This is a genomic window from Comamonas humi (assembly GCF_054782535.1).
Genome location: NZ_BAAGSH010000002.1, coordinates 232738 through 259632, shown reverse-complemented (window position 1 = coordinate 259632; position 26895 = coordinate 232738). Strand labels below are relative to the sequence as shown.

General features: G+C 68.0%; 24 protein-coding genes. 18 read left to right on the top strand and 6 right to left on the bottom strand.

The window, feature by feature from the left end:
* Nucleotides 1-8: 8 nt before the first annotated feature.
* The 3 genes from ACYVKR_RS01585 to ACYVKR_RS01575 are packed head-to-tail and all read left to right on the top strand — an operon-like array spanning nt 9 to nt 3121.
* Nucleotides 9-800 (top strand): hypothetical protein, encoded by a 792-nt coding sequence (locus ACYVKR_RS01585; protein ID WP_460478958.1) that lies wholly within the window; start codon nt 9-11, stop codon nt 798-800.
* A 38-nt stretch (nt 801-838) separates the two neighbouring features.
* Nucleotides 839-2791, top strand: a complete 1953-nt coding sequence (locus ACYVKR_RS01580; protein ID WP_460478957.1) for an acyl-[ACP]--phospholipid O-acyltransferase — start codon at nt 839-841, stop codon at nt 2789-2791.
* Nucleotides 2792-2836: 45 nt separating this feature from the next.
* Nucleotides 2837-3121: a putative hemolysin gene (locus ACYVKR_RS01575; protein WP_460478956.1), complete on the top strand. Its 285-nt coding sequence runs from the start codon at nt 2837-2839 to the stop codon at nt 3119-3121.
* Here ACYVKR_RS01575 and ACYVKR_RS01570 read toward each other — a convergent pair.
* Nucleotides 3118-4023: a dienelactone hydrolase family protein gene (locus tag ACYVKR_RS01570; protein WP_460478955.1), complete on the bottom strand. Its 906-nt coding sequence runs from the start codon at nt 4021-4023 to the stop codon at nt 3118-3120. The two genes, ACYVKR_RS01575 and ACYVKR_RS01570, sit on opposite strands and share 4 nt — an antisense overlap.
* A gap of 101 nt (nt 4024-4124) precedes the next feature.
* Nucleotides 4125-5327: an ABC transporter substrate-binding protein gene (locus ACYVKR_RS01565; RefSeq protein WP_460478954.1), complete on the bottom strand. Its 1203-nt coding sequence runs from the start codon at nt 5325-5327 to the stop codon at nt 4125-4127.
* Nucleotides 5328-5691: 364 nt separating this feature from the next.
* On the opposite strand from ACYVKR_RS01565, the gene ACYVKR_RS01560 reads away from it, so the two are divergent.
* From ACYVKR_RS01560 to ACYVKR_RS01545, 4 genes are all read left to right on the top strand, one after another.
* Complete coding sequence (locus ACYVKR_RS01560) at nt 5692-6156, top strand: YiaA/YiaB family inner membrane protein (protein WP_460478953.1); 465 nt, start codon at nt 5692-5694, stop codon at nt 6154-6156.
* A 38-nt stretch (nt 6157-6194) separates the two neighbouring features.
* On the top strand, nt 6195-6665 hold the full coding sequence (locus tag ACYVKR_RS01555; protein WP_460478952.1) for a hypothetical protein: 471 nt from the start codon (nt 6195-6197) through the stop codon (nt 6663-6665).
* Nucleotides 6666-6672: 7 nt separating this feature from the next.
* Nucleotides 6673-7464 carry a DUF2145 domain-containing protein gene (locus ACYVKR_RS01550; RefSeq protein ID WP_460478951.1) on the top strand — a complete coding sequence of 264 codons (792 nt, stop codon included), beginning with the start codon at nt 6673-6675 and terminating at the stop codon, nt 7462-7464.
* An 87-nt stretch (nt 7465-7551) separates the two neighbouring features.
* The gene (locus ACYVKR_RS01545; protein WP_460478950.1) at nt 7552-8538 is read left to right on the top strand and encodes a Bug family tripartite tricarboxylate transporter substrate binding protein; all 987 of its coding nucleotides are present in this window, start codon (nt 7552-7554) and stop codon (nt 8536-8538) included.
* Nucleotides 8539-8613: 75 nt separating this feature from the next.
* Here the strand turns inward: ACYVKR_RS01545 and ACYVKR_RS01540 are convergent, their stop codons facing one another.
* Genes ACYVKR_RS01540 through ACYVKR_RS01530 form a run of 3 tightly spaced genes read right to left on the bottom strand, consistent with a single transcriptional unit; the run spans nt 8614 to nt 11373 of the window.
* Nucleotides 8614-9417: a C40 family peptidase gene (locus ACYVKR_RS01540; RefSeq protein ID WP_460478949.1), complete on the bottom strand. Its 804-nt coding sequence runs from the start codon at nt 9415-9417 to the stop codon at nt 8614-8616.
* 7 nt (nt 9418-9424) lie between these two features.
* A complete protein-coding gene (gene tgt, locus ACYVKR_RS01535; RefSeq protein WP_460478948.1) occupies nt 9425-10597 on the bottom strand; it encodes a tRNA guanosine(34) transglycosylase Tgt in 1173 nt (390 codons plus the stop codon).
* A 56-nt stretch (nt 10598-10653) separates the two neighbouring features.
* Nucleotides 10654-11373 carry a GntR family transcriptional regulator gene (locus ACYVKR_RS01530; protein WP_460478947.1) on the bottom strand — a complete coding sequence of 240 codons (720 nt, stop codon included), beginning with the start codon at nt 11371-11373 and terminating at the stop codon, nt 10654-10656.
* Between the two features lie 185 nt (nt 11374-11558).
* Between ACYVKR_RS01530 and ACYVKR_RS01525 the strand changes: the two genes are divergently transcribed.
* From ACYVKR_RS01525 to ACYVKR_RS01505, 5 genes are all read left to right on the top strand, one after another.
* Nucleotides 11559-12779, top strand: a complete 1221-nt coding sequence (locus tag ACYVKR_RS01525; protein WP_460478946.1) for a pyridoxal-phosphate-dependent aminotransferase family protein — start codon at nt 11559-11561, stop codon at nt 12777-12779.
* A gap of 95 nt (nt 12780-12874) precedes the next feature.
* The gene (locus ACYVKR_RS01520; RefSeq protein ID WP_460478945.1) at nt 12875-14182 is read left to right on the top strand and encodes an MFS transporter; all 1308 of its coding nucleotides are present in this window, start codon (nt 12875-12877) and stop codon (nt 14180-14182) included.
* A 43-nt stretch (nt 14183-14225) separates the two neighbouring features.
* On the top strand, nt 14226-15749 hold the full coding sequence (locus tag ACYVKR_RS01515) for an amidase (RefSeq protein ID WP_460478944.1): 1524 nt from the start codon (nt 14226-14228) through the stop codon (nt 15747-15749).
* Nucleotides 15750-15851: 102 nt separating this feature from the next.
* Nucleotides 15852-17315, top strand: coding sequence for an MFS transporter (locus ACYVKR_RS01510; RefSeq protein ID WP_460478943.1), 1464 nt, complete (start codon nt 15852-15854; stop codon nt 17313-17315).
* 99 nt (nt 17316-17414) lie between these two features.
* Complete coding sequence (locus ACYVKR_RS01505; protein WP_460478942.1) at nt 17415-18179, top strand: fumarylacetoacetate hydrolase family protein; 765 nt, start codon at nt 17415-17417, stop codon at nt 18177-18179.
* 48 nt (nt 18180-18227) lie between these two features.
* Here ACYVKR_RS01505 and ACYVKR_RS01500 read toward each other — a convergent pair whose 3' ends face one another.
* Entirely contained in the window at nt 18228-18731 is a 504-nt protein-coding gene (locus tag ACYVKR_RS01500; protein WP_460478941.1) for a MarR family winged helix-turn-helix transcriptional regulator, read from the bottom strand.
* A 120-nt stretch (nt 18732-18851) separates the two neighbouring features.
* Between ACYVKR_RS01500 and ACYVKR_RS01495 the strand changes: the two genes are divergently transcribed.
* From ACYVKR_RS01495 to ACYVKR_RS01470, 6 genes are all read left to right on the top strand, one after another.
* The gene (locus ACYVKR_RS01495; RefSeq protein WP_460478940.1) at nt 18852-21194 is read left to right on the top strand and encodes an oxidoreductase; all 2343 of its coding nucleotides are present in this window, start codon (nt 18852-18854) and stop codon (nt 21192-21194) included.
* A 1-nt stretch (nt 21195) separates the two neighbouring features.
* Nucleotides 21196-21966 (top strand): SDR family NAD(P)-dependent oxidoreductase, encoded by a 771-nt coding sequence (locus ACYVKR_RS01490; RefSeq protein ID WP_460478939.1) that lies wholly within the window; start codon nt 21196-21198, stop codon nt 21964-21966.
* Nucleotides 21967-21978: 12 nt separating this feature from the next.
* Nucleotides 21979-22833, top strand: a complete 855-nt coding sequence (locus ACYVKR_RS01485; RefSeq protein WP_460478938.1) for an enoyl-CoA hydratase family protein — start codon at nt 21979-21981, stop codon at nt 22831-22833.
* A gap of 1 nt (nt 22834) precedes the next feature.
* Nucleotides 22835-24001, top strand: coding sequence for an acyl-CoA dehydrogenase family protein (locus ACYVKR_RS01480; protein ID WP_460478937.1), 1167 nt, complete (start codon nt 22835-22837; stop codon nt 23999-24001).
* Between the two features lie 11 nt (nt 24002-24012).
* Complete coding sequence (locus ACYVKR_RS01475; protein WP_460478936.1) at nt 24013-25635, top strand: acyl-CoA synthetase family protein; 1623 nt, start codon at nt 24013-24015, stop codon at nt 25633-25635.
* A gap of 63 nt (nt 25636-25698) precedes the next feature.
* Nucleotides 25699-26889 (top strand): ABC transporter substrate-binding protein, encoded by a 1191-nt coding sequence (locus tag ACYVKR_RS01470; protein WP_460478935.1) that lies wholly within the window; start codon nt 25699-25701, stop codon nt 26887-26889.
* Nucleotides 26890-26895 lie beyond the last annotated feature (6 nt).

Genomic DNA, 26895 nt, shown 5'->3' with positions numbered 1-26895 from the left:
GCCTTGCCATGAAGACCTCTCCCTCCCGCGCCGAATGTCTGCTGTATGCCGGCTATGCGCTGCTGGGCCTGCTGGCCTGGCTGGGGCCGCATGTGCCGCAGGTGGCCGGCTACCACCAGTTTGCCGACCAGCGCCACTGGCACGGCCTGGCGCATGCGGCCGATGTGCTGAGCAACCTGCCGTTCGGCGTGCTTGGCGCCGCCGGGCTCTGGCTGCTGGCGCGGCGTGACGCGCGCGGCATGCGGGGCTTTCTCGCCTTGTTCTTCGGCGGCCTGCTGCTGACCTGTGCCGGCTCGTCCCTCTACCACCTGGCGCCCAGCGACGGCGGCGTCTTCTGGGACCGGCTCGGCATGGTGCCGGTATTCGCCGGCATGCTGGGGCTGACCGTGCAGTCGCAGCTGGGGCCGCGGCCGGCCTGGGTCTCGGCATGCCTGGTGCTCGTGGCCGGCCCGGCCAGCCTGTGGTGGTGGCTGCGCACCGGGCAGTTGCTGCCCTGGGCGGTGCTGCAGGGCGCGGGCATGGCCTTGCTGCTGGTGCTGGCGGCCGCACAGGCCCTGGGCCGCGGCGGGCAGGGCGGTGTGCGGTGGCCGCTGGGCGCCGTCATCGCCTGGTACCTGCTGGCCAAGCTGCTGGAATGGGGCGATGCGGCCGTGTGGCAGTGGAGCGGGCAACTGGTGTCCGGCCACACCCTGAAGCATGTCGCCGCGGCCCTGGCGGCCTGGCCGGTGCTGGCGGCGTTGCGGCGGCGCCCATCCACGGCCCATCAGCCCAAAGTCCCGGCGCAAGTCCAAGCACAATAGCACCCGGCAACCGCCCGCACCGAGAGGAGAGAGACACCATGACCAGCCCAGACCCCGCCGCCGGCCCGGCGCACCCGAACCAGTTCGCGCTGCTGGGCCAGCGCCGCTTCGCGCCGTTCTTCTGGACCCAGTTCGCCGGCGCGGCCAACGACAACCTGTTCAAGTTCGCCTTCACGGTGATGGTGACCTACCAGCTGTCGGTGTCGTGGCTGCCGCCGTCGCTCGCCGGCTTGGTGATCGGTGCCCTGTTCATCTCGCCGTTCCTGCTGTTTTCGGCCACGGCCGGGCAGCTGACCGACAAGCTGCCCAAGCACCGCATGGTGCGCTTCGTCAAGAGCTTCGAGATCGCCGTGATGCTGCTCGCCGGGCTGGGCTTCTGGCAGGGGAACCCGGTGGTGCTGCTGGTGTGCGTGTTCCTGATGGGGCTGCACTCCACGTTGTTCGGGCCGGTCAAGTACGCCCTGCTGCCCCAGGTGCTGCGCGACGACGAGCTCACGGGTGGCAACGGCATGATCGAGATGGGCACCTTCGTCGCCATCCTGCTGGGCAACGTGGTGGGCGGCATCCTGGTGGCCATCCCGCAGATCGGCCACGGGTTGGTAGCCGTGGCCTGCATCGCGCTGGCGCTGGTCGGCCGGCTGACGGCGCAGGCCGTGCCCGCCGTGCCGTCGACCGATCCGGGCCTCTCGATCAACTGGAACCCGGTCAGCGAAACCTGGCGCAACCTGCGGCTGGCGCGCCAGAGCCCGGTGGTGTTCCGCTCGCTGCTGGGCATCAGCTGGATGTGGTTCTTCGGCGCGGTGTTCCTGAGCCAGTTCCCCAGCTTCGCCAAGGAGGTGCTGCACGGCGACGAGCACGTGGCCTCGCTGCTGCTGGTGGTGTTCTCGGTGGGCGTGGGCGCGGGCTCGCTGCTGTGCGAGGTGCTGTCGCGCCGCCAGGTGGAGATCGGCCTGGTGCCGCTGGGCGCCATCGGCATGAGCGTGTTCGCCATCGACCTGTACTTCGCGTCGCGCAGCCTGCCGCCGTCCGAGCTGCTGTCGGTCGGCGCCTTCCTGGCGCGGCAGGCGCACTGGCGGGTGATCGCCGACCTGCTGCTGCTGTCGCTGTTCGCGGGCCTGTACAGCGTGCCCATGTACGCGCTGATCCAGATGCGCAGCCAGCCCACGCACCGCGCGCGCATCATCGCGGCCAACAACATCCTGAACGCGCTGTTCATGATCGCCAGCGCGGTGCTGGCCGGGGCCCTGCTATCGGCGGGCTTCACGATCCCGCAGATCTTTTTGTTCACCGGCATCGCCAACGCGGTGGTGGCGGGCTATATCTTCCTGCTGGTGCCCGAGTACCTGCTGCGCTTCATCGCCTGGATCGCCACGCATCTCGTCTACCGCTTCCGCATGCGGGGCGCCGAGCGCATTCCCGCCACCGGCGCCGCCGTGCTGGTCTGCAACCATGTGAGCTTTGTCGACCCGGTGCTGATGATGGCGGCCAGCCCGCGCCCCATCCGCTTCGTGATGGACCACCGCATCTTCAAAACGCCGGTGCTGGGCTGGCTGTTCCGGCTGGCCAAGGCCATCCCGATCGCACCGCAGAGCGAGGACCCCGCCGTCTACGAGGCGGCCTTTGCCACCGCGGCCCAGGTGCTGCGCGAGGGCGACCTGCTGGCCATCTTCCCCGAGGGGGCGATCACCCGCGACGGCCAGCTGGCGCCGTTCAAGGGCGGCATCATGAAGATCCTGGAGCAGGCCCGCGCGGACGGGCTGGACGTGCCCGTGGTGCCGATGGCGCTCGCCAACCTGTGGGGCTCGTACTTCAGCCGCATCGAGCCCGAGGGCGCGATGACCCGGCCGTTTCGCCGTGGCTGGTTCAACCGGGTGGAGCTGCGCGTGGCGCCCGCCGTGGCCGCGGCGGCCGTGAGCCCGGGCCAGCTGCAGCAGCAGGTTGCAGCCTTATTGGCCTCTGGGTCAATAAGGTCGAGCGCTGTAAGCTCCTAATTTAATAGCGCGATAATGGCGCATGTTCAGCAAGAAAGCGTGAAGATGAAAGCCTGGATGTTTGCCACCGCCGCCGCCGTGCTGCTGGCCGCCTGCACCAGCGGCGGCTCCGGCCTCAAGCCGCTCGAGGACGAGTCGGCCAAGGAGACCGAGAGCTACGCCACCCAATACCCCGGCCCGCGCAACCCGGCATCGGCCTACTGCGCGCAGATGGGCGGCACGGTGATCCTCAGCGGCGGCACCCGCAGCCAGGCCTCCACCTGCCGCTTTCCCGACGGCAAGACCATGGACGCCTGGGACCTGTTCTGGCGCGACAACGGCAAGAACTAAGCCACACCGTGCTGCCTGAACCAGGCCAGCATGCGCTTCCAGCCGTCGTCGGCCGCGTCCTTGCGGTAGCTCGGGCGGTAGTCGGCGTGGAAGGCGTGGCCGGCCTCGGGGTAGATATGGAACTGTGAGCCTTTGGCAGCGGCGTTGCCGCCGGCGCCGGCCTTGGCCAGGGCCTGCTTCATCGCATCGACCGAGTCCAGCGTGATGCCCTGGTCCTTGCCGCCATACAGGCCCAGCACCGGCGCCTTCAGCGCGTTCGCCAGGTCGACCGGGTGCAGCGGCGTGCTGGCATTGGGCGTGCCCTCGACGCGGCCGTACCAGGCCACGCCGGCCTTCACCCTGCCGCTGGTCGCATACAGCCAGGTGACGCGCCCGCCCCAGCAAAAGCCGGTGATCGCGGCCTTGGCGGTATTGCCGCCATGGGCCGCGGCCCAGGCGAGGGCGCCGTCCAGGTCGCCCAGCACCTGCGCATCGGGCACCTTGGAGACCACCTCGCGCTGCAGCGCGGGAATGTCGGTGTACTTGCGCGGATCGCCCTGGCGCGCATACAGCTCGGGCGCGATCGCCAGGTAGCCCGCGTGCGCGAGGCGCCGGCAGGTGTCGGCGATGTACTCGTGCACGCCGAAGATTTCCTGGATCACCAGCACCACGGGCAGGTTCTTCTTGCCCGCTGGGGCGGCATGGTAGGCGGGCACCTCGAAGCCATCGACGCTGTAGCGGATGGTGCCGGCCGTGAGCCCGGTGGCCGGCGTCTGGATGGCGGTCTGCGCCTGGATGGGCAGCGTGGCCGCCGCGTAGCCCATGCCCAGCGCCACCTGCAGCGCGGTGCGGCGCGTGCTGCCTTCGGTGGTCGAGCGGCCGGGGAGCAGGGAATCGAAATCGGGGTCTGGCGTATGGGGCACGGAGGTTCCTTTCCAGAAGAGGGATGGCGGCCCATTATGAAGGGCACCAGCAAAAACGCCTGGCGGCTGCCAGGCGTTTGGTTGTGTCGCGGGCGCTCAGCTCACTTCCACAGCGCGCACTTGGTCTCGGCCTTGGTAGTGAACACCTCGTCGCCGGGCAGCTTCTTCACGATCTTGTAGTAGTCCCAGGTGCCCTTGGATTCCTGGGGCGTCTTGACCTGGACGAGGTACATGTCGTGGATGTAGCTGCCGTCGGCGCGGATGGAGCCCGACGCGAAGAAGTCGTCCATCTTCATGCCGCGCCAGGTGGCCATCACCTTGTCGGCATCGGTGGTGCCGGCGGCCTGCACGGCCTTCAGGTAGTTCATGGTGGCCGAGTAGTCGGCCGCCTGGATCTCGGTGGGGCGGCGCTGGGTCTTCTTCATGTAGGCATCGGCGAACTTGCGCGAGGCGTCGTTCATGTCCCAGTACCAGCTGGTGACGAACTGCATGCCCGCGGTGTTCTTCAGCCCCAGGCTGTGGATGTCGCTGTAGAAGACGAGCAGCGGGGCGATCTTCATCGCCTTGTCGATGCCGAATTCCTTGGCCGCCTTGATGGCGTTGATGGTGTCGCCGCCGGCATTGGCCAGCGCCAGCACCTGGGCCTTGGAGTTCTGCGCCTGCAGCAGGAAGGACGAGAAGTCCGAGGCATTCAGCGGATGGCGCACGGCGCTCGTCACCGAGCCGCCCTTGGCCTTGACGACGGTGGAAGCGTCCGCCTCCATCGCGTGGCCGAAGGCGTAGTCGGCCGTCAGGAAGAACCAGCTCTTGCCGCCGTTGTCGACGATGGCGCCGGCCGCGCCCTTGGACAGCGCCACGGTGTCGTAGGCATAGTGCACCGAGTAGGGCGTGCAGGCCTCGTTGGTCAGCGCGGAGGAGCCGGCGCCATTGTTGATCATCACGCGCTTCTTCTCATCGGCCACCTTGGCCAGCGCCAGTGCGGTGCCGGAGTTGGTGCCGCTGAAGATCATCGTCAGGTTCTGCGTATCGATCCACTCGCGTGCCTTGCTGGCGGCGATATCAGCCTTGTTCTGGTGGTCCACGGTGAGCAGCTCGATCGGCTTGCCCAGCACCTTGCCGCCGAAGTCGTCGATCGCCATCTGGATCGCCGTGGCGCCGCCCTTGCCTTCGAGGTCGGCATAGAGGCTGGACATGTCGCTGATGTAGCCGATCTTCACCTTGTCCTGGGCGTGGGCGGTGGTGCTGCCGATGGCGGTCATGCATCCCAGCGCGGCCAGCGCCAGGGTCAAGCGATTGCGTTTCATGAAGTCTCCTGTAGGGGCGGTTGCTGTCTCAACCATGCGGCAGCCATCGTGGCACGCCCGTACCGCGGGTGTATTGGGGCAATTACTGTTCGATGGTGCAGAGGTAAAAGCAATCAAGCGATGGCATCTGCCGGTGGTGCTTGACCCTGCTGCGCTGGCTGCTATGAAAACGATACCCGGGCGCAAACGCACAGCCGGCCGGCTTTTTTGCCCAGCGCAGGGCCGGCAGCGGTGTGAAGTATTGCCAAGAGATACTTTTTTGCCAATGGATGGCTACTTGCTGCAAATGGCGATCCCCGCGGGTGCGGCCGCGGCGACCATGGCGCTGTGTTCAACCACCGGGGGGCCCCAGGCCCTGATCCTTATGCAAAACCACTTCCCATCCGTGCAGCGCGACACCCGAGCCTGGCAGTACCAGGTGTGGATTTCGTTCGGGCTGGCGGCCAGCCTGTGCGCCATCGGCCTGGCCTGGCTGCCGGGGCAGCGCCTGGAGCAGGCGTTCATGGTGATGGGGTATGTGTTCAGCCTGTCGGCGGCCTTCGTGCTGGCCAAGTTCGTGCGCGACCAGCAGCGCGGCGGCCCGTCCGGCGACACGCCGATGTGGAAGCTCGTGGTCTGGGGCGGCTTTGCCGTCGCGATGGGGCTGACCGGCTGGGGCCTGCTGGGCATGCAGATCAGCCCGACCTACCAGGCCTTCCTGGGCGTGAGCTGGCTGTACCTGGTCACCACGGCCTTCACGCTGGCCAAGATGCTGCGCGACCGCCACGAGGCCGACCTGGCCGAAGCCCGCCTGGCCGCCCAGCGCGCCGCCAGCCGCGAAACGAACTGAACGCCCGAGGTGCCGTCATGCTGAATAATTTGGTCAAAATGCCCTGCAGCGCTCACACCACCTGCGCAAGGCATATCAAAAAGATAGCAATCGGCGGTCTGCTGGCGGCTGCGCTCTCGGCGGCGCTGCTGCCGACGGCGCGGGCGCAGAGCGATGCCTCGCTGCTGCTGTCGGCCCTGCCGGTGGCGTCGGTGGTGGTGGCGGGCAGTGCCGCCGCCCAGGCCTCGGTCGCGGTGGCGGTGCTGTCGGTGGATGGCGCGGTGCTGCTCGTCAAGGGCGTCCAGGCCTCGGCCAAGGGCACGGTGCTGGTGCTGGAGCGGGTGTCCGACGGCGCCGTTGCCAGCGTGGAGATCGCGGCTGCCGGAGCGAGCGTGGCAGCCGCCAGCGTGGGGGCCACGGTGGCGGTGAGCGTGATCGGCGCCGGCGCGATTCTGTCGGTGGCGGGCGAGGCCATCGCCTTCGTGCCCAACAAGGTCGGCGAGGCCTTGCTCTACAACGAGCGGCTGTGAGCGCGCCATGGCCTTCCTCCCGATCAAAACCATCTGCCTGATGGCGGCCCTGCTGGCCGCTGCACCCGCAGCGATGGCGGGCCGCAGCTGCGAGCCGCGCCGGCCCACGGTGGCCACCATCCGCCAAGGCCTGACGCTGGCGCTGCAGGTGCAGCAGCAGCTCGATGCCAGCGGCGCCCGCGTGGCGCTGCTGGGGCGCCAGGGGCAGGACCTGGGCCGCTACGGCGTGCAGTACTCGCACATGGGCTGGGCTTACCAAGCGCCCACCGGCCAGTGGCGCGTGGTGCACAAGCTCAACGACTGCGGCACGGCGCGCGCGCACGTCTACCGCCAGGGGCTGGGCGAGTTCTTCCTCGACGACCTGTGGCGCTACCAGGCCGTGGTGATGCTGCCCACGCCCGCGGTGCAGCAGGCGCTGCTGCTGGCGCTGTCCAACAACGCGCAGCCGCTGGCCCTGCACGAGGGTGCCTATAGCATGGTCAGCTACGCCTGGGGCACGCGCTACCAGCAGTCCAACCAGTGGGCACTGGAAACCCTGGCGCTGGCCATGGAGCCCACGCGCATCCACAGCCGCGAACAGGCCCAGGCCTGGCTGCGGCTGCAGGGCTATGCGCCCGCCGACCTGCGGCTGGGCGCGCTCACCCGGCTGGGCGGGCGCATCGCGCAGGCGAACGTGGCATTCGACGACCACCCGCCGCAGCGGCGCTTTGCCGGCCACATCGAGACGGTGACCGTCGATTCGGCCCTGCGCTTCCTGCAGCAATCGGGGCTGGCCGGGGCGCCGCAGGTGGTTCAGTGATAATCGCCGGATGCGCCTGTGGCGCAGGGCAGGGTGCTATTTATTTTGATGGGCATCCGGCCTCTGCTGAACTGCCTGGAATCCTGCATGACCACCGAATCCTCTTTTTCGCCGCTGCGCCGCGCAGCCCTGCTGCTGTGCGCCGCGGCCGCCTTGCCCCTGCCGTCCTGGGCGCAGGGCCCTGACTGGCCCACGCGGCCGCTGCGCCTGGTCGTGGGCTATGCCAGCGGCTCGTCGCCCGACGTGCAGGCGCGGTTGCTGGCCGAACCGCTGGCCAGGGCGCTAGGCCAGCCGGTGGTGGTGGAGAACAAGGGCGGCGCCAGCGGCAACATCGGCGCGGACGCGGTGGCCAAGGCGACCGACGGCCACACGATCGGCGTGATCGGCAACGGGCCGCTGACCAGCTCCAAATTCCTCTACCCGCGGCTGCCCTACGACCCGCTCAAGGACCTGGCGCCGCTGGCCATGATCGGCTCGGCGCCGCTGGTGCTGGTGGCGCCGCATGCGGCTGCGGCCGACGTGCCGGGCTATTTCAAGGCGCTCAAGAGCGGCGGCCAGGGCAACTACGGCTCGGTGGGCACGGGCTCGGGCGGCCACCTGGGGCTGGAGCTGATCCGCGAGGCCCTGGGGCTGAACATGGTCCATGTGCCCTACAACGGCGGCCCCGCCGTGGTGAATGCGCTGCTCGGCGACCAGGTGCAGCTGGCGCTGCTGCCGGCGTCCACGGTGATGCCGCTGGTGCAGTCGGGCAAGCTGGCGGCGCTGGCCGTCAGCTCCAGCCAGCGCAGCCCGCTGGCGCCGGGCGTGCCGGCCATGCCCGAGGTGGGCGCGGGCCGGGTGGACATCGAGGTATGGAACGCGGTGATGGCGCCGGCCGCCATGCCGGCCGAGCACCGCGCCCGGCTGGCGGCGGCGCTGGAGGCCATCCTGCATGCGCCCGAGATCCGCAGCAAGCTGCTGGCCCAGGGCTGGCGCGTGGGCGATACCAGCGCCGCCGCGCTGGCGCGGCGCATCCAGAGCGACTCGCGCCTGTATGGCGACCTTATCGCCAAGCAGCACATCCGGCTGGAGTGAAGGGCCGGCATCTGCCCGGCTGGTGGGAGATTGGTGCTATTTAAATAATAGCTATTGGCGCAATACCAGCAAGGGCTAGTGGCTGTTTTCGGCAATACGCTCAACGCCCGGCGTGGGTTCGGGCGGCAGCTTCAGATGCCCTACGTAGCGCAGCGCCTGGTGCGTGCGCACCGAGGGCACGTCGCCCTCGCGCATGTGCAGCAGGTCGGCCGGCGTGGCCAGGCGCGGGTCGGCGTCGGTTAGCGGCAGGCCGGCGCGCTTGTAGGCCTCCAGCACCAGCTGCGAGCAGAAGAAGCGGTCGTTCGGCCCTGCGCCCAACTGCACCAGCGCGATGCCGCGCAGGCAGAAATCGCGCACCGGGCCAGGCAGCAGCGGCAGCTCGCACACGCGCCGCTCCAGCGCAAAGGGCGCCTGCAGCATCACGCCGGCAAGGTTGTAGGGCTGGCCCACCTGCGCTCGTGCAAAGTCGGCCAGCGGCGGCAGGTGGCCGTCCTGCAGGCCCGGGTGGCGGAAGGCCACGACCGCATCGGCCTCGTCGATGAAGGCGTGCAGCGGCAGCTCGCGCACGCCGCTGCCCACCGCGTCCACCACCCGTCCATCGCCCAGGTACAGCGCTGCGTGGCTGACCGGCGAAAGCGTGGACAGGCGGATGCCGATCGCGTTCAGCCCGGGGCCGGAGGACAGCAGGATGTCGCCCGCCTGCAGGTCGGCCGGCAGGGCCTGGCGCCCGCCGTTGCCGGGGGTGAGCGCCGCGTCCTGCAGCGCCAGCCGGGGCAGGCCCGCATCCGTGCTGTGCCACTGGGTGGCGCAGGCGCTCAGCAGCAGCGGCAGGCCCAGGGCCAGCAGGCGGGTGCGGAGCGAGGGCGGCGGGCGGCGCATGCCGGGCTCAGACGCCGCGCGCCCGGTCGGCCTTGAACTGCGCGCGGAACTGGGCATAGCTGCCGGCGTCCAGCGCGTTGCGGATCTCCTGCATCAGGTTCAGGTAGTAGTGCAGGTTGTGGATGGTGGTGAGCATGGGGCCCAGCATCTCGCCGCAGCGGTCCAGGTGGTGCAGGTAGGCGCGGCTGAAGCCGCCGCGGCCGCCCTGGTCCCAGCTCACGCCCGCGGTGCCCGCGCAGGCGTGGCAGGTGCAGGTGGTGTCGATCGGCTGGTGGTCGGTCTTGTGGCGCGCGTTGCGGATCTTCAGGTCGCCGTAGCGCGTGAAGATGGTGCCGTTGCGCGCATTGCGCGTGGGCATCACGCAGTCGAACATGTCCACGCCGTCGGCCACGCCCTGCACCAGGTCTTCAGGCGTGCCCACGCCCATCAGGTAGCGCGGCTTGTGGGCGGGCAGCAGGTGGGGCGTGTGCTGCATGATGTCCAGCATCTCGTCCTTGGGCTCGCCCACCGAGACGCCGCCCACGGCATAGCCGGGAAAGTCCATCTCGACCAGGGCCTGCAGGGATTCTTCGCGCAGGTTCTTGAACATGCCGCCCTGCACGATGCCGAACAGCGCATTGGGATTCTCCAGGCGCTGGAATTCGTCCTTGGAGCGCTGGGCCCAGCGGCGGCTCATCTCCATGCTCTTGCGCGCCTCGGCCTCGGTGGTCTTGTGGCCGTTGGTCTCGTAGGGCGTGCATTCGTCGAGCTGCATGACGATGTCCGAGTTCAGGATCGTCTGGATCTGCATGCTGACCTCGGGCGACATGAACAGCTTGTCGCCGTTCACGGGGCTCTGGAAATGCACGCCTTCCTCGGTGATCTTGCGCATGGCGCCCAGGCTCCAGACCTGGAAGCCGCCCGAGTCGGTGAGGATGGGCTTGTCCCACTGCTCGAAGCCGTGCAGGCCGCCGAAGCTCTGCATGATGTCCAGGCCCGGGCGCATCCACAAATGGAAGGTGTTGCCCAGGATGATCTGCGCGCCCATCTCGTGCAGGCTGCGCGGCATCACGCCCTTGACGGTGCCGTAGGTGCCCACGGGCATGAAGATGGGGGTCTGCACCACGCCGTGGTTGAGCGTGAGCGTGCCACGGCGGGCGTGGCTGGTCGGGTCGGTCTTGAGCAGGTCGAATTGCAGCATAACCGGCTATTGTCCCAGATAGCCGTATTCACCTGCCCGGCTGCTCCGGTGCAGCCTTACTGGCTGGCCGCGGCGGCAGCCTCGTCTTCCTGCATGTGCTGCACGGCCTCGCGCTTGTCCAGCAGGTGCTGGCGCAGGATGGTGGCCAGCCGCGCGCCGTCGCGCGCCTCCAGCGCGGCCAGCATGTCCTCGTGATCTTTAATCGCGCTGTCCCACTTGGTCTTCTGCAGGTTGGAGCGAAAGCGCATGGCCTGCAGCCGGCGGTTCACCGACAAATAGGTCTGGCGCAGCGCGTGGTTGCGGGCCGCCTGGTTGATGCGGTCGTGGATCTGGCGGTTGAGCTGGTAGTAGCCCGAGAGGTCTTCCTGCGCGCGGCAGGCGAGCATCGCGTAGTGCAGGGCCTTGATCTCCGCCAGCTCCACCGGCGTGATGCGCTCGCAGGCGAGCTGGCCCGAAAAGGCCTCCAGCCCGCCCATCAGTTCGAACATGTCCTGCAGTTCCTCGGGCGACATGCTCGATACCGTGGCGCCGCGGTTCGGCGAGATCTCGACCAGGCCCTCGGCGGCCAGCACCTTGAAGGCCTCGCGCAGCGGCGTGCGCGAGATGCCCAGGGTTTCGCACAGCTCGCGCTCCTTGAGCTTGGTGCCGGCCTTGAGCACACCCTCGACGATGAAATTCCGCAGGTGATCCACCACCGTGTCATGCAGGCGCTGGCGCTCGAAGGTGGGCAGCAGCGAGGCTGCAGGATTGTCACCAGATGAAATTGAATCTTGCATACAAAATTTAAGATCGTCGATTTTTCAAATTCTAACAGACGCCTAGCATCGAAGAAAAAGGCCGTCAATGCCTTTGTATTTGGGGTAAACACTGGAAATTTTCTCGGGTTCTGCCTTCCCTTGGTATGCCTCTGTCTACTAAAATTTTTTTGCATGCAAAATGCAATATGCAAAATGAGGACCAAATGCTGAACACCAACTTCCATCCCGTCGGCCGCCATTTCCTGCAGATTCCCGGACCCAGCCCGGTTCCGGACCGCATCCTGCGCGCCATCAGCTACCCAACCATTGACCACCGTGGCCCCGAGTTCGGCGCCCTGGGGCTGAAGGTGCTGGCCGATATCAAGAAGATCTTCAAGACCGAGCAGCCCGTGGTGATCTACCCGGCATCCGGCACGGGCGCCTGGGAGGCGGCGCTGTCGAACACCATGAGCCCCGGCGACACGGTGCTGATGTTCGAAACCGGCCACTTCGCCACGCTGTGGAAGAAGATGGCCGAGAACCTGGGCCTGAAGCCCGAATTCCTGGGCCTGCCGGGCACCGAGGGCTGGCGCCGCGGCACGCAGGCCCAACTGATCGAGGCCCGCCTGCGCAAGGACAGCGGCCATGCCATCAAGGCCGTGTGCGTGGTGCACAACGAGACCTCGACCGGCGTCACCTCCGACATCGCCGCGGTGCGCCGCGCCATCGATGCGGCCGGCCACCCCGCGCTGCTGCTGGTGGATACCATCTCCGGCCTCGCCTCGGCCGACTACCGCCACGACGAGTGGGGTGTGGACGTGACGGTTTCGGGCTCGCAGAAGGGCCTGATGCTGCCGCCCGGCATCAGCTTCAATGCGGTCTCGCCCAAGGCGCTGGCGGTTTCCAAGACGGCCAAGCTGCCGCGCAGCTTCTGGGGCTGGGAGGAAATCATCGCGATGAACCAGACCGGCTACTGGCCCTATACGCCGAACACCAACCTGCTCTACGGCCTGTCCGAGGCGCTGGACATGATCCTCGAAGAGGGCCTGGACAACGTCTTCGCCCGCCACCACCGGCTCGCCGAGGCCTGCCGCCGCGCCGTGCGCGCCTGGGGGCTGGAGATCCAGTGCGCCGATCCGGCGGTCTACAGCCCGGTGCTGACCGGCGTGATGATGCCCGAGGGCATCGATGCCGACACGGTGCGCCGCAATATCTACGACCGCTTCAACATGTCGCTGGGCGCAGGCCTGGGCAAGGTCAAGGGCCGCATGTTCCGCATCGGCCACCTGGGTGACTGCAACGACCTGACGCTGCTCGGCGCGCTGACCGGCTGCGAGATGGGCCTGAAGATCTCGGGCGTACCGGTTGCCTCCAGCGGCGTGGCCGCCGCGATGGATTACCTCGCCGCCCACGCCGAGCCGCTGCAGCTCAAGGCCGTGGCCTGAGCCCCGTCACCTCCTGAACCGCCGTACGACCGCCCCGCAGAGGGCGGCGCGCCGCGGCATAGATACATAACAGACGCAGAAAACAAGGAGACATCGTGGACGCAACCCTGCAACAAGCCGCTACGAAGGCCAGTTCGTACGAGGATGAGGTCTATCGCAAGGTGAGCTGGCGGCTGGTGCCGTTTCTCATGCTGTGCTTTCTGATCGCCTACCTGGACCGCATCAACGTGGGCTTCGCCAAGCTCCAGATGTCGCAGGACCTGGGCTTCAGCGAAACCGTCTACGGCCTCGGGGCCGGGATCTTCTTCATCGGCTACTTCCTGTTCGAGGTGCCCAGCAACCTGGCCCTGCACCGCTTCGGCGCCAAGGTGTGGATAGGGCGGATCATGGTGACCTGGGGCGTGCTCTCGGCCTGCTTCGCCTTCGTGCAGACGCCCACGTCCTTCTATGTTCTGCGCTTCCTGCTGGGCCTGGCCGAGGCCGGCTTCACGCCCGGCATCGTGTACTACCTGTCGTGCTGGTACCCGGCGCACCGCCGCGCCAAGATCATGGCGATCTACTGCATGGGCTCGCCGCTGTCGGGCATCATCGGCAACCCCTTGTCGGGCCTGCTGCTCACCGGCATGGCCGGCGTCGGCGGCTGGGCTGGCTGGCAGTGGATGTTCCTGATCGAAGCCGTCCCCGCGGTGCTGCTGGGCCTGTTCTGCTTCTACTACCTCGACAGCTCGATCGATAAGGCCAAGTGGCTCAACGCCGATGAAAAGCGCGTGCTGAACCGGGCCAAGGCCGAGGACACCAAGGGCGCGGATACGCATGTCTCCGTCGGCAAGGTCTTCACCGACCGCCGCGTGTGGCTCATCAGCCTGATCTGCTTCTGCTACGTTTCCGGCCAGTACGGCATCACGCTGTGGCTGCCCACGTTCATCAAGTCCACCGGCGTTGCCGACCCGATGACCATCGGCCTGCTGAGCGCCATCCCCTATGCGGCGGCCGTCGTGTCGATGTACTTCTTCGGCCGCAGCGCCGACAAGCACCGCGAGCGGCGCTGGCACCTGATCATTCCCTGCATGATGGGCGCGGTCGGCTTCCTGGCGCTGCCGTGGATCATGCACAGCACCGCGCTGTCGCTGGTCTTCCTGTCGATCGCCGCGGCCGGCATCCTGACCTGCTCGCCGCTGTTCTGGTCGCTGCCCTCGGCCTTCCTGAGCGGCGCGGCGCTGGCCACGGCCATCGCCATGAGCAACGCCATCGGCAACCTCGCCGGCTTCACCAGCGGCTACCTGGTGGGCTACCTGCGGGATGTGACCCAGAGCAGCAACAGCGCCTACTACTTCATCGCCGGCATGCTGATCCTGGGCGCCTTCGCGATCTGGACCATCCCCGCCAAGCTGGTCAACCGATAACGCACACCGGGCTGGCCGGCGGCCAGCCCCTCTAGGACCCCCCATGGAACACTTGACTGAATCCTGTCTTGACGAGGCCGCCGCCTGCCAGCCTTGGCCCGGCCTCCTGGAGGCGACCGTCGCCTCGGTGCAGGCCGCACTGCGCGACGGCGAGCTGAGCGTGCAGCAACTGGTGCATGGCTACCTGCAGCGCATCGATGCACACGACCAGGCCGGGCCCTGCCTCAACAGCATCATCCGCATCCATCCGCAGGCGCTGGCCGAGGCCGAGCGCCTCGACGATCAATTGGCGCAGCAGCCCGATGCCCTGCTGCCGCTGCATGGCATGCCCGTGCTCATCAAGGACAACATCGACTGCGCCGGTATCGAGACGACGGCCGGTGCCACCTGCCTGCAGGACAACCTGGCCATGGCCGACGCCTTCATCGTGCGCCGGCTGCGCGAGGCCGGTGCTATCGTGCTCGCCAAGACCAACCTGCATGAGCTGGCCTCCGGCGGCGAGACCGTCAGCACGCTGCGGGGCCAGACCCGCAATCCCTATGACCTGACACGCACGCCCGGCGGCTCCAGCGGCGGCACCGGCGTTGGCGTGGCCGCCAACCTCGGCCTGCTGGGCATAGGCACCGACGGCGTCAACTCGATACGCTCGCCGGCCTCGGCCAACAACCTCGTCGGCCTGCGCCCCACGATGGGCCTGGTCAGCCGCAGCGGACTCATTCCCTGCGGGCTGACGCAGGACACCATCGGCCCGATCACCCGCACGGTCACCGATGCCGCGCGGATCCTCGACGTCATCGCCGGCTACGACCCGGCCGATCCCGGCACCCGCGCGGGCGAGGCGCATATCCCGCCGAGCTATGCGGACGGGCTCGATCCTCGCGGGCTGCAGGGCGCGCGCATAGGTGTGCTGCGCAGCTTCTTCGGCGCGGGGCCCGAGCATGCGCCCGTCAATGCCGTCATGCAGCGCGCGCTGGCCACGGTCGAGGCGCAGGGGGCCGCGCTGGTGGCGCTCGATGACGCGATCTCGCCCGACGCGCTGCTGGCGGACACCCTGGTGCACCACCACGAGATGCAGCGCGACCTCGACACCTACCTGGTGCGGCTCCCGCCCACGGCGCCTGTGCACTCGCTGCAGGACGTCATCGCCGCGAACCCGCACTCGAGCGTGGCGGCCACGCTGAGCGCTGCCGTTGTGTTGGCCGGCAACGACGCCGACTACCGCGAGCGCCAGCAGCGCCAGCAGGTGCTGCGCGAGCGCCTGCTGGCGCTGATGGAGGTGCACCGCCTCGACGCCCTGGTGTTCCCGCACCAGCGCCGGCTGGTGGCGCCCATTGGCGCGTCGCAGGCTGAGCGCAACGGTGTGCTGGCCTCGGCCACGGGCTTTCCGGCCATCGTGATCCCGGCGGGCTTTTCCGCGCCGGACAGCCAGGCGCCGCTGGGCGTGCCGGTCGGGCTCGAGCTCTTCGGCCGCCCGTTTTCGGAAACCACGCTGCTGCGGCTGGCCTATGCCGCCGAGCAGGCCCTGGGCGCGCGGCGGCCCCCGCATTCGGCACCCGCGCTGGCCTAGCGCGGACCGCAGGCAAGCCGGCCGCAGCCCCGACGCAGAACGGGGCGCGGCAGGTGGCCTTCATCCCACCACCTGGTGGAGCACGAGAAAGCAGGAGACAACATGAGTGCAGAAGTGACAATTCAATCGTCGGGATCGCCGCAGCAGCGCGAACTCGACAAGGCCATGGATGGCATCGGCGTGACCGCGTCGCACAAGAAGATCATCTTCATGATCATGCTGGGCGTAATGTTCGACGTCTTCGAGCAGAACGCCGTCGGCCTGGTGGGGCCGCTGCTGCGCGAGCAGTGGGGCATCTCGGTCGCGCAGATCGGCTTTCTCAACACCCTGACTTTCAGTGCCGCCGCGCTCGGGCGCATAGGCTCGGGCTTCATCGCCGACCACTACGGCCGGCGCGCGATGCTGAATGCCAACCTGCTGCTGTTCACGCTGGGCGCCATCATCTGCGCACTGGCGCCCAACTACGGGGTGCTGGCGGCGGGCCGCTTCATCGTCGGCATCGGCCTGGGCGGCGAGATCTCGATCGCCGTGACCATGCTGGCCGAACTGTGCTCCACGCGCTTTCGCGGCACGGCCGTCGGCCTGGTCAGCGTGGGCAGCGGCGGGTTGGGGAACATGCTGGCGCCGGCCTTCGGCCTGGCCGTGTTCGCCATGTTCCCCGGGCCGGACAACTGGCGCTGGCTGTTCGGCTGCCTGGTGATCCCGGCCTTCTTCGTCGTGTTCTACCGCCGCTTCATTCCCGAGACGCCGCGCTTCTTGCTGTCCAAAGGCCGTGTGGACGAGGCCAACGAGGTGCTGTCGATCCTGGCATCGGGCAAGCTCGGCAAGCTGAAAGGCAAGCCCACGCAGTACGTCAGCGGTTCGACGCAGAGCGAGGCGCCGCGCCCCAAGGTGCGGCTGGGCGATGTGTTCCGGGGCCGGCTGGGCCGCTGCACCGTGGCGCTGGGCGTCGCGGTCTCCATGACCTACGGCGCGCAGATCTCCGTGCTGACGCTGATGCCGACCATCCTGATCTCGCAGGGCTACACCATCTCCAAGAGCCTGCTGTTCACCATGGTGATGCAGAGCGGCAGCCTGTTTGGCGCCATCGCCGCCTCGTACTGCGGCTTCCATTTCCGGCGCAAGCGGGTGCTGACCATCGGCGCCGGCCTGGCCTGCGCCGCCGGCCTGTGCTTCGGCTTCCTGACCTACAACATCCCGCTCGTGCTGCTGTTCGGCGCCTGCTTCACGTTCTGCGTGGTGCTGCTGAACACCTCGATCTGGATCTTTGCCCCCGAGCAGTACCCCACCGACGTCCGCGCCTTCGGCACCTCGCTGATCCTGGCGCTGGGCACCCTGGCCGGCGCGCTGACGCCGCTGATCAGCGGCCGCGTGTTCGAGGCCTACGGCGTGGGCGGCATGTTCAGCATGCTGGCCGCGATGTACGGGGTGTTCGCGATCGCCGTACAGTTCGCTCCTGAGACCTTCGGCCGTGCCATGGGCGAAGCCGCCAACGACGAGCAGCTGGCACCGGCGGCCGGCGAAGCGGCGGTCGGCGGGCCTGCAGCCAGCGCTGCCCGCGCCTGAGCGCGGTTCCTACCCCGGGGCCCGCACCTGCCGAGTCCGGCCGGTGCGGGCCGTGGCGATTTTCACGTTCCTCTTTTTTTGCAAGGATGTATCCCCAGCATGAACGCACACCAGATTGATGCCGTCACCCAGGCCCTGCTGAGCGCCCGGCGCGAGCGGCGCTGTGTCGACGCCAGCGCCTTCGAGGCCGCGCTGGCGGGCCCGGACGAGGCCTATGCCGTGCAGGCCGCCGTGGCCAGCGCGCAGGGCTGGTCGGGCGCGGGCCCGGCTTACTGGAAATCCGGCGGACCTTCGCGCCAGGCGGTGCTGACGCACGCCGAGCTGCCGCTGGAAGGCGTCTGGCGCAGCCCCGCGCAGGCGGCGGACTGGCCCTTCACCTGGCGCGGCATCGAGGCCGAGATCGCGCTGCGGATCGGCAGTACGGTCACGGCCGAGCAGGCTGCCGCCCTCGATGTCGAAGGCGCAGCCGCGCTGGTCGATGCCATGGCGGTGTCGATCGAGGTGGTGGATTCGCGCTGGCAGCAGTTCACCGATGCGCCGGCGCTGCTGAAGCTGGCCGACCTGCAGGCCCACGGCGCGCTCGTGCTCGGCGACTGGCGCCCCTACGAGGCCCGCGACTGGGCCGCGCAAAGCTGCAGGGTGCAGATCGGCAGCGAGGTCTTCGAGCGCCGGGGTACCCATGCGCTGGGCGATCCGGCCTACGGCCTGGCCACCTGGCTGCGGCACGCCACGCGCACGGGCCGCAGCGTGGAAGCCGGCAGCGTGGTCACCACCGGCACCTGGGTCGGCATCCTGCCGGCGGCGGCCGGCGACCTGGTGACCGTGGCATTCGACGGCGTGGGCCAGGCGTCCATCCAACTGTAGAAAAGCCTCGGCTTCCCGGCCTCGCCATGGCCCGGGAAGCCGCCCGGGTCATTCCCCCTGGCCCAGGGTGCGCCGCAATTCGCCCAGTTGCTCGTAGAGCGACTGGGCCTGCGCCGCACCCAGCGGAGCGAACAACTGCTCCAGCCACTGCTCATGGGCCTCGGCCATGGCGGTGAACTGCGCACGCCCGGCGTCGGTGATGCGCACGATCATGGAGCGCCGGTCGGTGTCGTCGGCGATGCGCTCCACCCAGCCTTCGGCCACGAGCTGGTCGGTCAGCCCGGTCACATTGCCGCCGGTCACCATCAGGTATTCCGACAAGGTCTTCATGCGCAGCCCCTCGGGAAAGCGGCTGAGCTGGGCGAGGTAGTCGAAGCGCGGCAGCGTGGTGCCGAACTGCGTGCGCAGCCGGCCGCGAATGATCTGCTCGATCTGGGTGCTGCAGGTCAGCAGGCGCAGCCACAGCCGCACGGTCTGGTGGTCCGCATGGGAGAGACCGGCTTCCCGTCCGGGGAGGCTGGCGACCGCATCAGGGGATGAATCGATGGACATATGGCTATGCATGGTGGCCCTGAGCCAGGAAGGCCATGACAGGGTAATTACGTATTCTAGTGAAATATTTATAGATAAATAATTTAAGCATAAAGTAATTACCAACCTCGGACACTGGCCATGAAAATCGTCTGCATCGGTGGCGGCCCTGCCGGCCTGTACTTTGCCCTGCTCATGAAGCAGATGGATGCCTCGCACGACGTCACCGTCGTCGAGCGCAACAAGCCCTACGACACCTTCGGCTGGGGCGTGGTGTTTTCCGATGCGACCATGGACAACATGCGCGAGTGGGACCCGGTGACGGCCGCGCAGGTCGAGGAAGCCTTCAACCACTGGGACGACATCGAGCTGCTGTTCAAGGGCCGCAAGATCCGCTCGGGCGGCCACGGCTTCGTGGGCATTGGCCGCAAGCATCTGCTCAACATCCTGCAGGCGCGCTGCGAGCAACTGGATGTGAAGCTGGTGTTCGAGACCGATGTGCAGTCCGACGAGGATTACGCCGACGCCGACCTCATCATCGCCAGCGATGGCGTGAACTCGCGCATCCGCACCAAGTACGCCGACACCTTCAGGCCCGACATCGTCACGCGGCCCAACCGCTTCATCTGGCTGGGCACGAACAAGGTCTACGAGGCCTTCACCTTCGACTTCGTGCGCACCGAGCACGGCTGGTTCCAGGCCCACATCTACAAGTTCGACGACAAGACCTCGACCTTCATCGTCGAGACCACCGAGGACACCTGGAAGGCCAGCGGCCTGGATACGGCCGACCAGCAGCAGTCCATTGACTTCTGCGAAAAGATTTTTGCCGACAACCTGCAGGGCGAAAAGCTCATGACCAATGCGCGCCACCTGCGCGGCTCGGCATGGATCAACTTCCAGCGCGTGGTCTGCGACCAGTGGTGGCTGAAGAACGCCCAGGGCAGCCATGTGGTGCTGATGGGCGATGCCGTGCACACGGCCCACTTCGCGATCGGCTCGGGCACCAAGCTGGCCATCGAGGATGCGATCGAGCTGGCGCGCCAGTTCAAGGCCCTGGGCGCCACGCCCTCGCACATCCCCGAGGTGCTGGCCGCCTACCAGGAGGCGCGCCGCGTGGAGACGCTGCGCATCCAGAACGCGGCCTGGAACGCCATGGAGTGGTTCGAGGCCTGCGGCCAGCGCTACTGCGACCAGCTGGAGCCCGAGCAGTTCATGTACTCCATGCTCACGCGCAGCCAGCGCATCAGCCACGAGAACCTGCGCCTGCGCGACGCGGGCTGGCTGGGCGGCTACGAGCAATGGTTGGCGCAGAAGAACGGTGTGAACGCGGAAGGCAAGGCGCCGCCGCCCATGTTCCTGCCCTACCAACTGCGCGGCCTCACGCTCAAGAACCGCATCGTGGTCTCGCCCATGGCCCAGTACTCGGCCGTGGACGGCGTGCCCGGCGACTACCACCTGGTGCACCTGGGCGCACGTGCCATGGGCGGCGCGGGCCTGGTGTTCGCCGAGATGGCCTGCGTCAGCCCCGAGGGCCGCATCACCCCGGGCTGCCCGGGCACCTACAGCGAGGCGCAGAAGGCGGCCTGGAAGCGCATCGCCGACTGGATCCACGCCAACACCGACGCCAAGTTCGCCATGCAGATCGGCCACGCGGGCGCCAAGGCCTCGACGCGCCTGGCCTGGGACGGCACCGACCTGCCGCTGGAGGGGGGCAACTGGCCCATCATCTCGGCTTCGCCCCAGCAATATTTGGAAGGCGTGAGCCAGACCTCCAGGCAGATGACGCGTGGCGACATGGATGAGGTCAAGGCCCAGTTCGTGCATGGCGCGCAGATGGCGGCCGAGATCGGCGCCGACTGGCTGGAGCTGCACTGCGCCCACGGCTATCTGCTGTCGGCCTTCATCTCGCCGCTGACCAACCATCGCCAAGATGAATACGGCGGCAGCCTGGAAAACCGCCTGCGCTACCCGCTGGAAGTGTTCAAGGCCGTGCGTGCCGTCTGGCCCGAGGACAAGCCCATGTCCGTGCGCATCTCGGCCCACGACTGGGTGCCGGGCGGCATCACGCCGGAAGACGCGGTGCAGATCGCCAAGGCCTTCAAGGCCGCGGGCGCCGATTTGATCGACTGCTCTTCGGGCCAGGTCAGCAAGCAGGAAAAGCCGGTCTACGGCCGCATGTTCCAGACGCCGTTCGCCGACCGCGTGCGCCAGGAGGCCGGCATCGCCACCATGGCCGTGGGCGCGATCAGCGAAGCCGACCACGCCAACTCCATCATCGCGGCCGGCCGCGCCGACCTGTGCGCCGTGGCGCGCCCGCACCTGGCCAACCCGGCCTGGACGCTGACCGAGGCCGCAAAAATTGGCTACACCGCCATCGCCTGGCCCAAGCCCTACTTCCAGGGCAAGCGCCAGATGGAAACCCTGTTCGAGCGCGAGAAGGCGCAGCAGGCCGCCGCGATGGCTTCGGCCGGGGGGCACTGAGATGGCAGGCGATCTGAACGATCAGCATGCGTTGGTGACCGGCGCCGGCCAGGGCATAGGCGAAGCCATCGCGCGCCAATTGCTGGCGCGCGGCGCCAAGGTCACGGTGCTGGGGCGCAGGGCCGAGCCGCTGCGCAAGCTGGTGGACGAGTTTGCTGGTCAATGCCGCATGGAACTGGCCGATGTGGCGAGTGAATCAGAGGTGAAAACGGCTTTTGACCAAGCACAGAAAGCGCTAGGTGCTATTAATATTCTAGTGAATAACGCCGGCCAGGCGCAAAGCGCGCCGTTCCTCAAGATGGACGCGGCGCAGTGGCAGAACATGCTGGCCGTCAACCTCACCGGCATCATGCTGTGCATGCAGCAGGTGCTGCCGGCGATGGCGACGGCGGGTTATGGGCGCATCGTCAACGTGGCCAGCACCGCGGGGCTGGCCGGCTATGCCTATGTGGCGGCCTACTGTGCAGCCAAGCACGGCGTGGTGGGATTGACCCGCTCGCTGGCGCTGGAGTTCGCCAGAAAGGGCGTCACCATCAATGCCGTCTGCCCCGGCTATACCGAAACCGAGATCGTGCGCGAGAGCATTGCGCGCGTGGTGGAAAAGACCGGCCGCACGCCCGAGCAGGCCATGGCCGAATTCGTCAAGGGCAACCCCCAGGGCCGCCTGGTGCAGCCGCAGGAAGTGGCCGATGCCGTGCTGTGGCTGTGCGGCCCGGGCGCCGGCGCCGTCACCGGCCAGGCCATTGCGGTGGCCGGCGGCGAAGTGATGTGAATGGAGACCAAGATGAGTGAATACGCAATCGATCCCGCCCTGGTGGCGGGCAACCACCAGCAACTGGCTGGCTACCAGGCGCAGCACTTCCTGTGGCAGGTCGAGGGCGGCGTGGCCACGATCACGCTCAACCGCGCCGAGCGCAAGAACCCGCTGACCTTCGAGTCCTACGCCGAGCTGCGCGACCTGTTCCACAAGCTCAAGTGGGCGCAGGACGTGAAGGCCGTGGTGCTGGTCGGCGCGGGCGGCAACTTCTGCTCGGGCGGCGACGTGCACGAGATCATCGGCCCGCTGGTGCAGCTCAAGGCGCCCGAGCTCTTGATGTTCACGCGCATGACGGGCGAGCTGGTCAAGACCATGCGCGCCTGCCCCCAGCCCATCATCGCGGCCATCGACGGCGTCTGCGCCGGTGCCGGCGCCATCATGGCCATGGCCTCGGACATGCGCCTGGGCACGGCACGCAGCAAGACGGCCTTTCTGTTCAACCGCGTGGGCCTGGCGGGTTGTGACATGGGCGCCTGCGCCATCCTGCCGCGCATCATCGGTCAGGGCCGCGCCAGCGAGCTGCTCTACACGGGCCGCAGCCTGGGCGGCGAGGAGGGCGAGCGCTGGGGCTTCTTCAACCGCCTGTGCGAGCCCGAGGCCCTGCTGGAGCAGGCGCAGAAGCTCGCGGCCGACCTGGCCGCCGGCCCTACGTTTGCCAACGGCATCACCAAGACCATGCTGCACCAGGAATGGGCCATGACCGTGGAGCAGGCCATCGAGGCCGAAGCGCAGGCCCAGGCCATCTGCATGCTGACCGAAGACTTCGCCCGTGCCTACCACGCGTTCGTGGCCAAGCAAAAGCCCCAATTCCAAGGAAACTGACATGGCCGACAGCAGCTATCTGAAGTGGCCGTTCTTCGAGGCCCGACATGCGCAGCTGGCCCACGAGCTCGACGCCTGGGCCGCGCAGCATGTTGCCCATGTGCACAGCGGCGACACTGACGGCGATTGCCGCCAGCTGGTCAAGGCGCTGGGCGCGGGCGGCTGGCTGTGCCATGCGGTGGCCGGCGCCGAGAACGGCGGCGCGGGTGCCCAGATCGACACCCGCGCCATCTGCCTGATCCGCGAAACCCTGGCGCGCCACAACGGCCTCGCCGATTTTGCGTTTGCCATGCAGGGCCTGGGCTCGGGCGCCATCAGCCTGGCCGGCACGCCAGAGCAGAAGCAGCGCTACCTGGGCAAGGTGGCGGCGGGCGAGGCGATCGCGGCCTTTGCGCTGTCCGAACCCGAGGCGGGATCGGACGTGGCGGCCATGGTCTGCGAGGCGCGCCTCGATGGCGAACACTACGTGGTCAACGGTGAGAAGACCTGGATCTCCAACGGCGGCATCGCCGACTTCTACGTGGTCTTCGTGCGCACGGGCGAGGCGCCGGGCGCGCGCGGCATCTCGGCGCTGATCGTGGACGCCGGCACGCCGGGCTTCGAGATCGCCGAGCGCATCGACGTGATCGCACCGCACCCGCTGGCGCGGCTCAAGTTCACCGATTGCCGGATTCCCACCAGCCAGCGTGTGGGCGCGCCGGCCGAAGGCTTCAAGGTGGCTATGCGCACGCTGGACGTGTTCCGCACCTCGGTGGCCGCCGCGGCGCTGGGCTTTGCGCGCCGCGCGCTCGACGAGGCGCTGCAGCGCGCCACCACGCGCAAGATGTTCGGCGGCGTGCTGGCCGACTTCCAGCTCACCCAGGCCAAGCTGGCGCAGATGGCCACGCAGATCGACAGCGCGGCCCTGCTCACCTACCGTGCCGCCTGGCAGCGCGACCAGGGCGAGAACGTGACCCGCGAGGCCGCCATGGCCAAGATGACGGCCACCGAGAACGCCCAGCAGGTCATCGATGCCGCCGTGCAGATCTGGGGCGGGCTGGGCGTGGTCAGCGAGCAGGCCGTGGAGCGGCTGTACCGCGAGATCCGCGCGCTGCGCATCTACGAAGGCGCGACCGAGGTGCAGCAACTCATCATCGCGCGCGAACTGCTCAAGAGCGTGCAGGCCTAGGAGGCTGTTCCATGTCCCACACCGCCCATCTCGACACCTTTGCCGCCGACCACCTGCCGCCCGCCGAGCTGCAGCCCGAGTATGTGTTCGAGCTGCCCGAGCTGCAGTTTCCCGAGCGGCTGAACTGCGCCACCGAGCTGCTGGACCGCCATGTGACCGAGGGGCGTGGCGACCGGCTGTGCGTGCAGGCCGACGGCGTGCGCTGGACTTATGCCGACCTGCAGGACAAGGCCAACCGCATCGCCAACGTGCTGACCCGGCGCATGGGCCTGGTGCCCGGCAACCGGGTGCTGCTGTGCTCGCCCAACAACCCGATGATGGTGGCCTGCTGGTTCGGCGTGATCAAGGCGGGTGGTATCGCCGTGGCGGCCATGCCGCTGCTGCGCGCCAAGGAGCTGTCGGTGTTTGCCGACATCGCGCAGATCTCGCTGGCCCTGGCGGACGAGGCCTTGCAGGAAGAGGTGCTGGGCGCGCAGGCCAAGAGCCCCACGCTGCAGGCCATGCGCTTCTTCAACGTCAAGCGCGGCGATGCCGCCGCGTCGCTCGAAGCGCTGATGGCCGCAGAGAGCGCCAGCTTCGCCAACGTGGACACCGCCGCCACCGACACCTGCCTGCTCGGCTTCACCTCGGGCACCACCGGCGTGCCCAAGGCGACCATGCACTTCCACCGCGACGTGATGGCGATCTGCGCCTGCTGGCCGCGCCATGTGCTGCGCGCCAGCGCGAACGACGTCTTCATGGGCAGCCCGCCGCTGGCCTTCACCTTCGGCCTGGGCGGGCAGGTGCTGTTCCCCATGGCCATCGGCGCATCCATGGCGCTGATGGAGAAGGCCGGTCCGCAACAACTGGTCGATGGCATCGAGCGCTTCGGCGCCACGGTGCTGTTCACGGCGCCCACCTCATACCGGGTGATGGCGGAGCAGGGCGCGCGCATCCGCGCCACCGGGTTGCGCAAATGCGTGTCGGCCGGCGAGGCGCTCACCGCCTCGACGCGCGCGATGTGGAAGGACGCCACCGGCATCGAGATCATCGACGGCATAGGCTCCACCGAAATGCTGCACATCTTCATCTCGCACCGCGAGGACGAGGCCCGCCCCGGCGCCACCGGCAAGGCCGTGCCTGGCTACCGCGCCAAGGTGGTGGACGAGCAGGGCCACGAAGTGCCGCCGAACACCGTGGGCAAGCTGGCCGTGCAGGGCCCCACGGGCTGCCGCTATCTCAACGACCCACGCCAGCGCAGCTACGTGCAGGATGGCTGGAACCTGACGGGCGACGCCTACCTGATGGATACCGACGGCTACTTCGTCTACCAGGCGCGCACCGACGACATGATCATCTCGGCCGGCTACAACATCGCCGCGCCCGAGGTCGAGGAGGCGCTGATGCAGCACGCGGACGTGGCCGAGTGCGCGGTGATCGGCGTGCCCGACACCGAGCGCGGCCAGATCGTCAAGGCCTTCGTGGTGCTGCATGCGGGGCATGCCGCGGACGAGGCCAAGGTCAAGGAGCTGCAGGACTTCGTCAAGCGCACCGTGGCGCCGTACAAGTACCCGCGCGCCGTCGAGTTCGTGGCGCAGCTGCCGCGCACCGCGACCGGCAAGCTGCAGCGATTCCGGCTGCACCAGCCATCCTGACGGTCGGGATTTGCTATATAAAAGAGAGTGTCTTTTAACACTTCTTACATCAGGAGACTTCCCATGCGTATTCGCTCTTTCACCGTTCGCCACAGCCTACTGGCGCTGGCCGCCGGCGCGTTGCTGTGCAGCGGCGCCCAGGCTGCGGACAAGATCAAGGTGGGCATGCTGAGCACGCTGTCCGGCCCCGGGGCCTCGCTGGGCATCGACATCCGCGACGGCTTCCAGCTGGCGCTCAAGCACATGAACGGCAAGCTCGGCAACCTGCCGGCCGAGGTGATCGTGGCGGACGACCAGCAGAACCCCGAGGCCGCCAAGCAGACCGCCGAGCGCCTGCTCAAGCGCGACAAGGTGGACTTCATGACCGGCATCGTGTTCTCGAACGTGATGCTGGCCGTGGGCCAGCCGGTGTTCCAGAACCGCACCTTCTTCATCAGCCCCAACGCGGGGCCGTCGCAGTACGCCGGCGCCCAGTGCAGCCCATACTTCTTCAACGTCTCGCAGCAGAACGACGCGCTGCACGAGGCCGCCGGCCAGACCATGCAGGACAAGGGCTTCAAGCGGGTCGCGCTGATCGCGCCCAACTACCCCGCGGGCAAGGATGCGATCGCCGGCTTCAAGCGCTTCTACAAGGGTGAGGTGATCTCCGAGACCTACACCGCGCTGAACCAGCTCGATTACGGCGCCGAGCTGTCCAAGATGCGCGCCTCGAACGCCGATGGCGTCTACATGTTCCTGCCGGGTGGCCTGGGCGTGAACTTCATCAAGCAGTTCGTGGGCGCGGGCCTGCCCAAGGACATGACGCTGTACGCCCCCGGCTTCTCGGCCGACGAGGACGTGATCCGCGCCGTGGGCGATTCGCTGCTGGGCACGTTCAACACCTCGCAGTGGGCGCTCGACCTGGACAACGCGGCCAACAAGAAGTTCGTGGCCGACTTCCAGAAGGAGTACGGCCGCATGCCGTCGCTGTATGCCTCGCACGGCTACGACGCCGCGCGGCTGATGGATGCCGCGGTGCGCGACGTGAAGGGCAAGATCGACGACAAGGCGGCGCTGCGCAAGGCCATCGAGGCGGCGCGCTTCGAATCGGTGCGCGGTGCGTTCAAGTTCAACACCAACCACTTCCCGGTGCAGGACTACTACCTGCGCGTGGTGAGCAAGGGCAGCGATGGCAAGCTCACCAACCGGACGGTGGGCACGGTGTTCAAGAACCACCAGGACGCCTACGCCAAAGACTGCAAGATGCCGTCGTAAGCCAGA

Excerpts from the sequence above, each read along its gene's own strand:
- ACYVKR_RS01525 (WP_460478946.1), top strand. The coding sequence starts at position 11,559 with ATGCTGAACACCAACTTCCATCCCGTCGGCCGCCATTTCCTGCAGATT.
- ACYVKR_RS01575 (WP_460478956.1), top strand. The coding sequence starts at position 2,837 with ATGAAAGCCTGGATGTTTGCCACCGCCGCCGCCGTGCTGCTGGCCGCC.
- ACYVKR_RS01530 (WP_460478947.1), bottom strand. The coding sequence starts at position 11,373 with ATGCAAGATTCAATTTCATCTGGTGACAATCCTGCAGCCTCGCTGCTG.
- ACYVKR_RS01495 (WP_460478940.1), top strand. The coding sequence starts at position 18,852 with ATGAAAATCGTCTGCATCGGTGGCGGCCCTGCCGGCCTGTACTTTGCC.
- ACYVKR_RS01560 (WP_460478953.1), top strand. The coding sequence starts at position 5,692 with ATGCAAAACCACTTCCCATCCGTGCAGCGCGACACCCGAGCCTGGCAG.
- ACYVKR_RS01490 (WP_460478939.1), top strand. The coding sequence starts at position 21,196 with ATGGCAGGCGATCTGAACGATCAGCATGCGTTGGTGACCGGCGCCGGC.
- ACYVKR_RS01500 (WP_460478941.1), bottom strand. The coding sequence starts at position 18,731 with ATGTCCATCGATTCATCCCCTGATGCGGTCGCCAGCCTCCCCGGACGG.
- ACYVKR_RS01565 (WP_460478954.1), bottom strand. The coding sequence starts at position 5,327 with ATGAAACGCAATCGCTTGACCCTGGCGCTGGCCGCGCTGGGATGCATG.
- ACYVKR_RS01585 (WP_460478958.1), top strand. The coding sequence starts at position 9 with ATGAAGACCTCTCCCTCCCGCGCCGAATGTCTGCTGTATGCCGGCTAT.
- ACYVKR_RS01485 (WP_460478938.1), top strand. The coding sequence starts at position 21,979 with ATGAGTGAATACGCAATCGATCCCGCCCTGGTGGCGGGCAACCACCAG.
- ACYVKR_RS01510 (WP_460478943.1), top strand. The coding sequence starts at position 15,852 with ATGAGTGCAGAAGTGACAATTCAATCGTCGGGATCGCCGCAGCAGCGC.
- ACYVKR_RS01545 (WP_460478950.1), top strand. The coding sequence starts at position 7,552 with ATGACCACCGAATCCTCTTTTTCGCCGCTGCGCCGCGCAGCCCTGCTG.
- tgt (WP_460478948.1), bottom strand. The coding sequence starts at position 10,597 with ATGCTGCAATTCGACCTGCTCAAGACCGACCCGACCAGCCACGCCCGC.
- ACYVKR_RS01515 (WP_460478944.1), top strand. The coding sequence starts at position 14,226 with ATGGAACACTTGACTGAATCCTGTCTTGACGAGGCCGCCGCCTGCCAG.
- ACYVKR_RS01550 (WP_460478951.1), top strand. The coding sequence starts at position 6,673 with ATGGCCTTCCTCCCGATCAAAACCATCTGCCTGATGGCGGCCCTGCTG.
- ACYVKR_RS01555 (WP_460478952.1), top strand. The coding sequence starts at position 6,195 with ATGCCCTGCAGCGCTCACACCACCTGCGCAAGGCATATCAAAAAGATA.
- ACYVKR_RS01540 (WP_460478949.1), bottom strand. The coding sequence starts at position 9,417 with ATGCGCCGCCCGCCGCCCTCGCTCCGCACCCGCCTGCTGGCCCTGGGC.
- ACYVKR_RS01580 (WP_460478957.1), top strand. The coding sequence starts at position 839 with ATGACCAGCCCAGACCCCGCCGCCGGCCCGGCGCACCCGAACCAGTTC.
- ACYVKR_RS01470 (WP_460478935.1), top strand. The coding sequence starts at position 25,699 with ATGCGTATTCGCTCTTTCACCGTTCGCCACAGCCTACTGGCGCTGGCC.
- ACYVKR_RS01480 (WP_460478937.1), top strand. The coding sequence starts at position 22,835 with ATGGCCGACAGCAGCTATCTGAAGTGGCCGTTCTTCGAGGCCCGACAT.
- ACYVKR_RS01475 (WP_460478936.1), top strand. The coding sequence starts at position 24,013 with ATGTCCCACACCGCCCATCTCGACACCTTTGCCGCCGACCACCTGCCG.
- ACYVKR_RS01505 (WP_460478942.1), top strand. The coding sequence starts at position 17,415 with ATGAACGCACACCAGATTGATGCCGTCACCCAGGCCCTGCTGAGCGCC.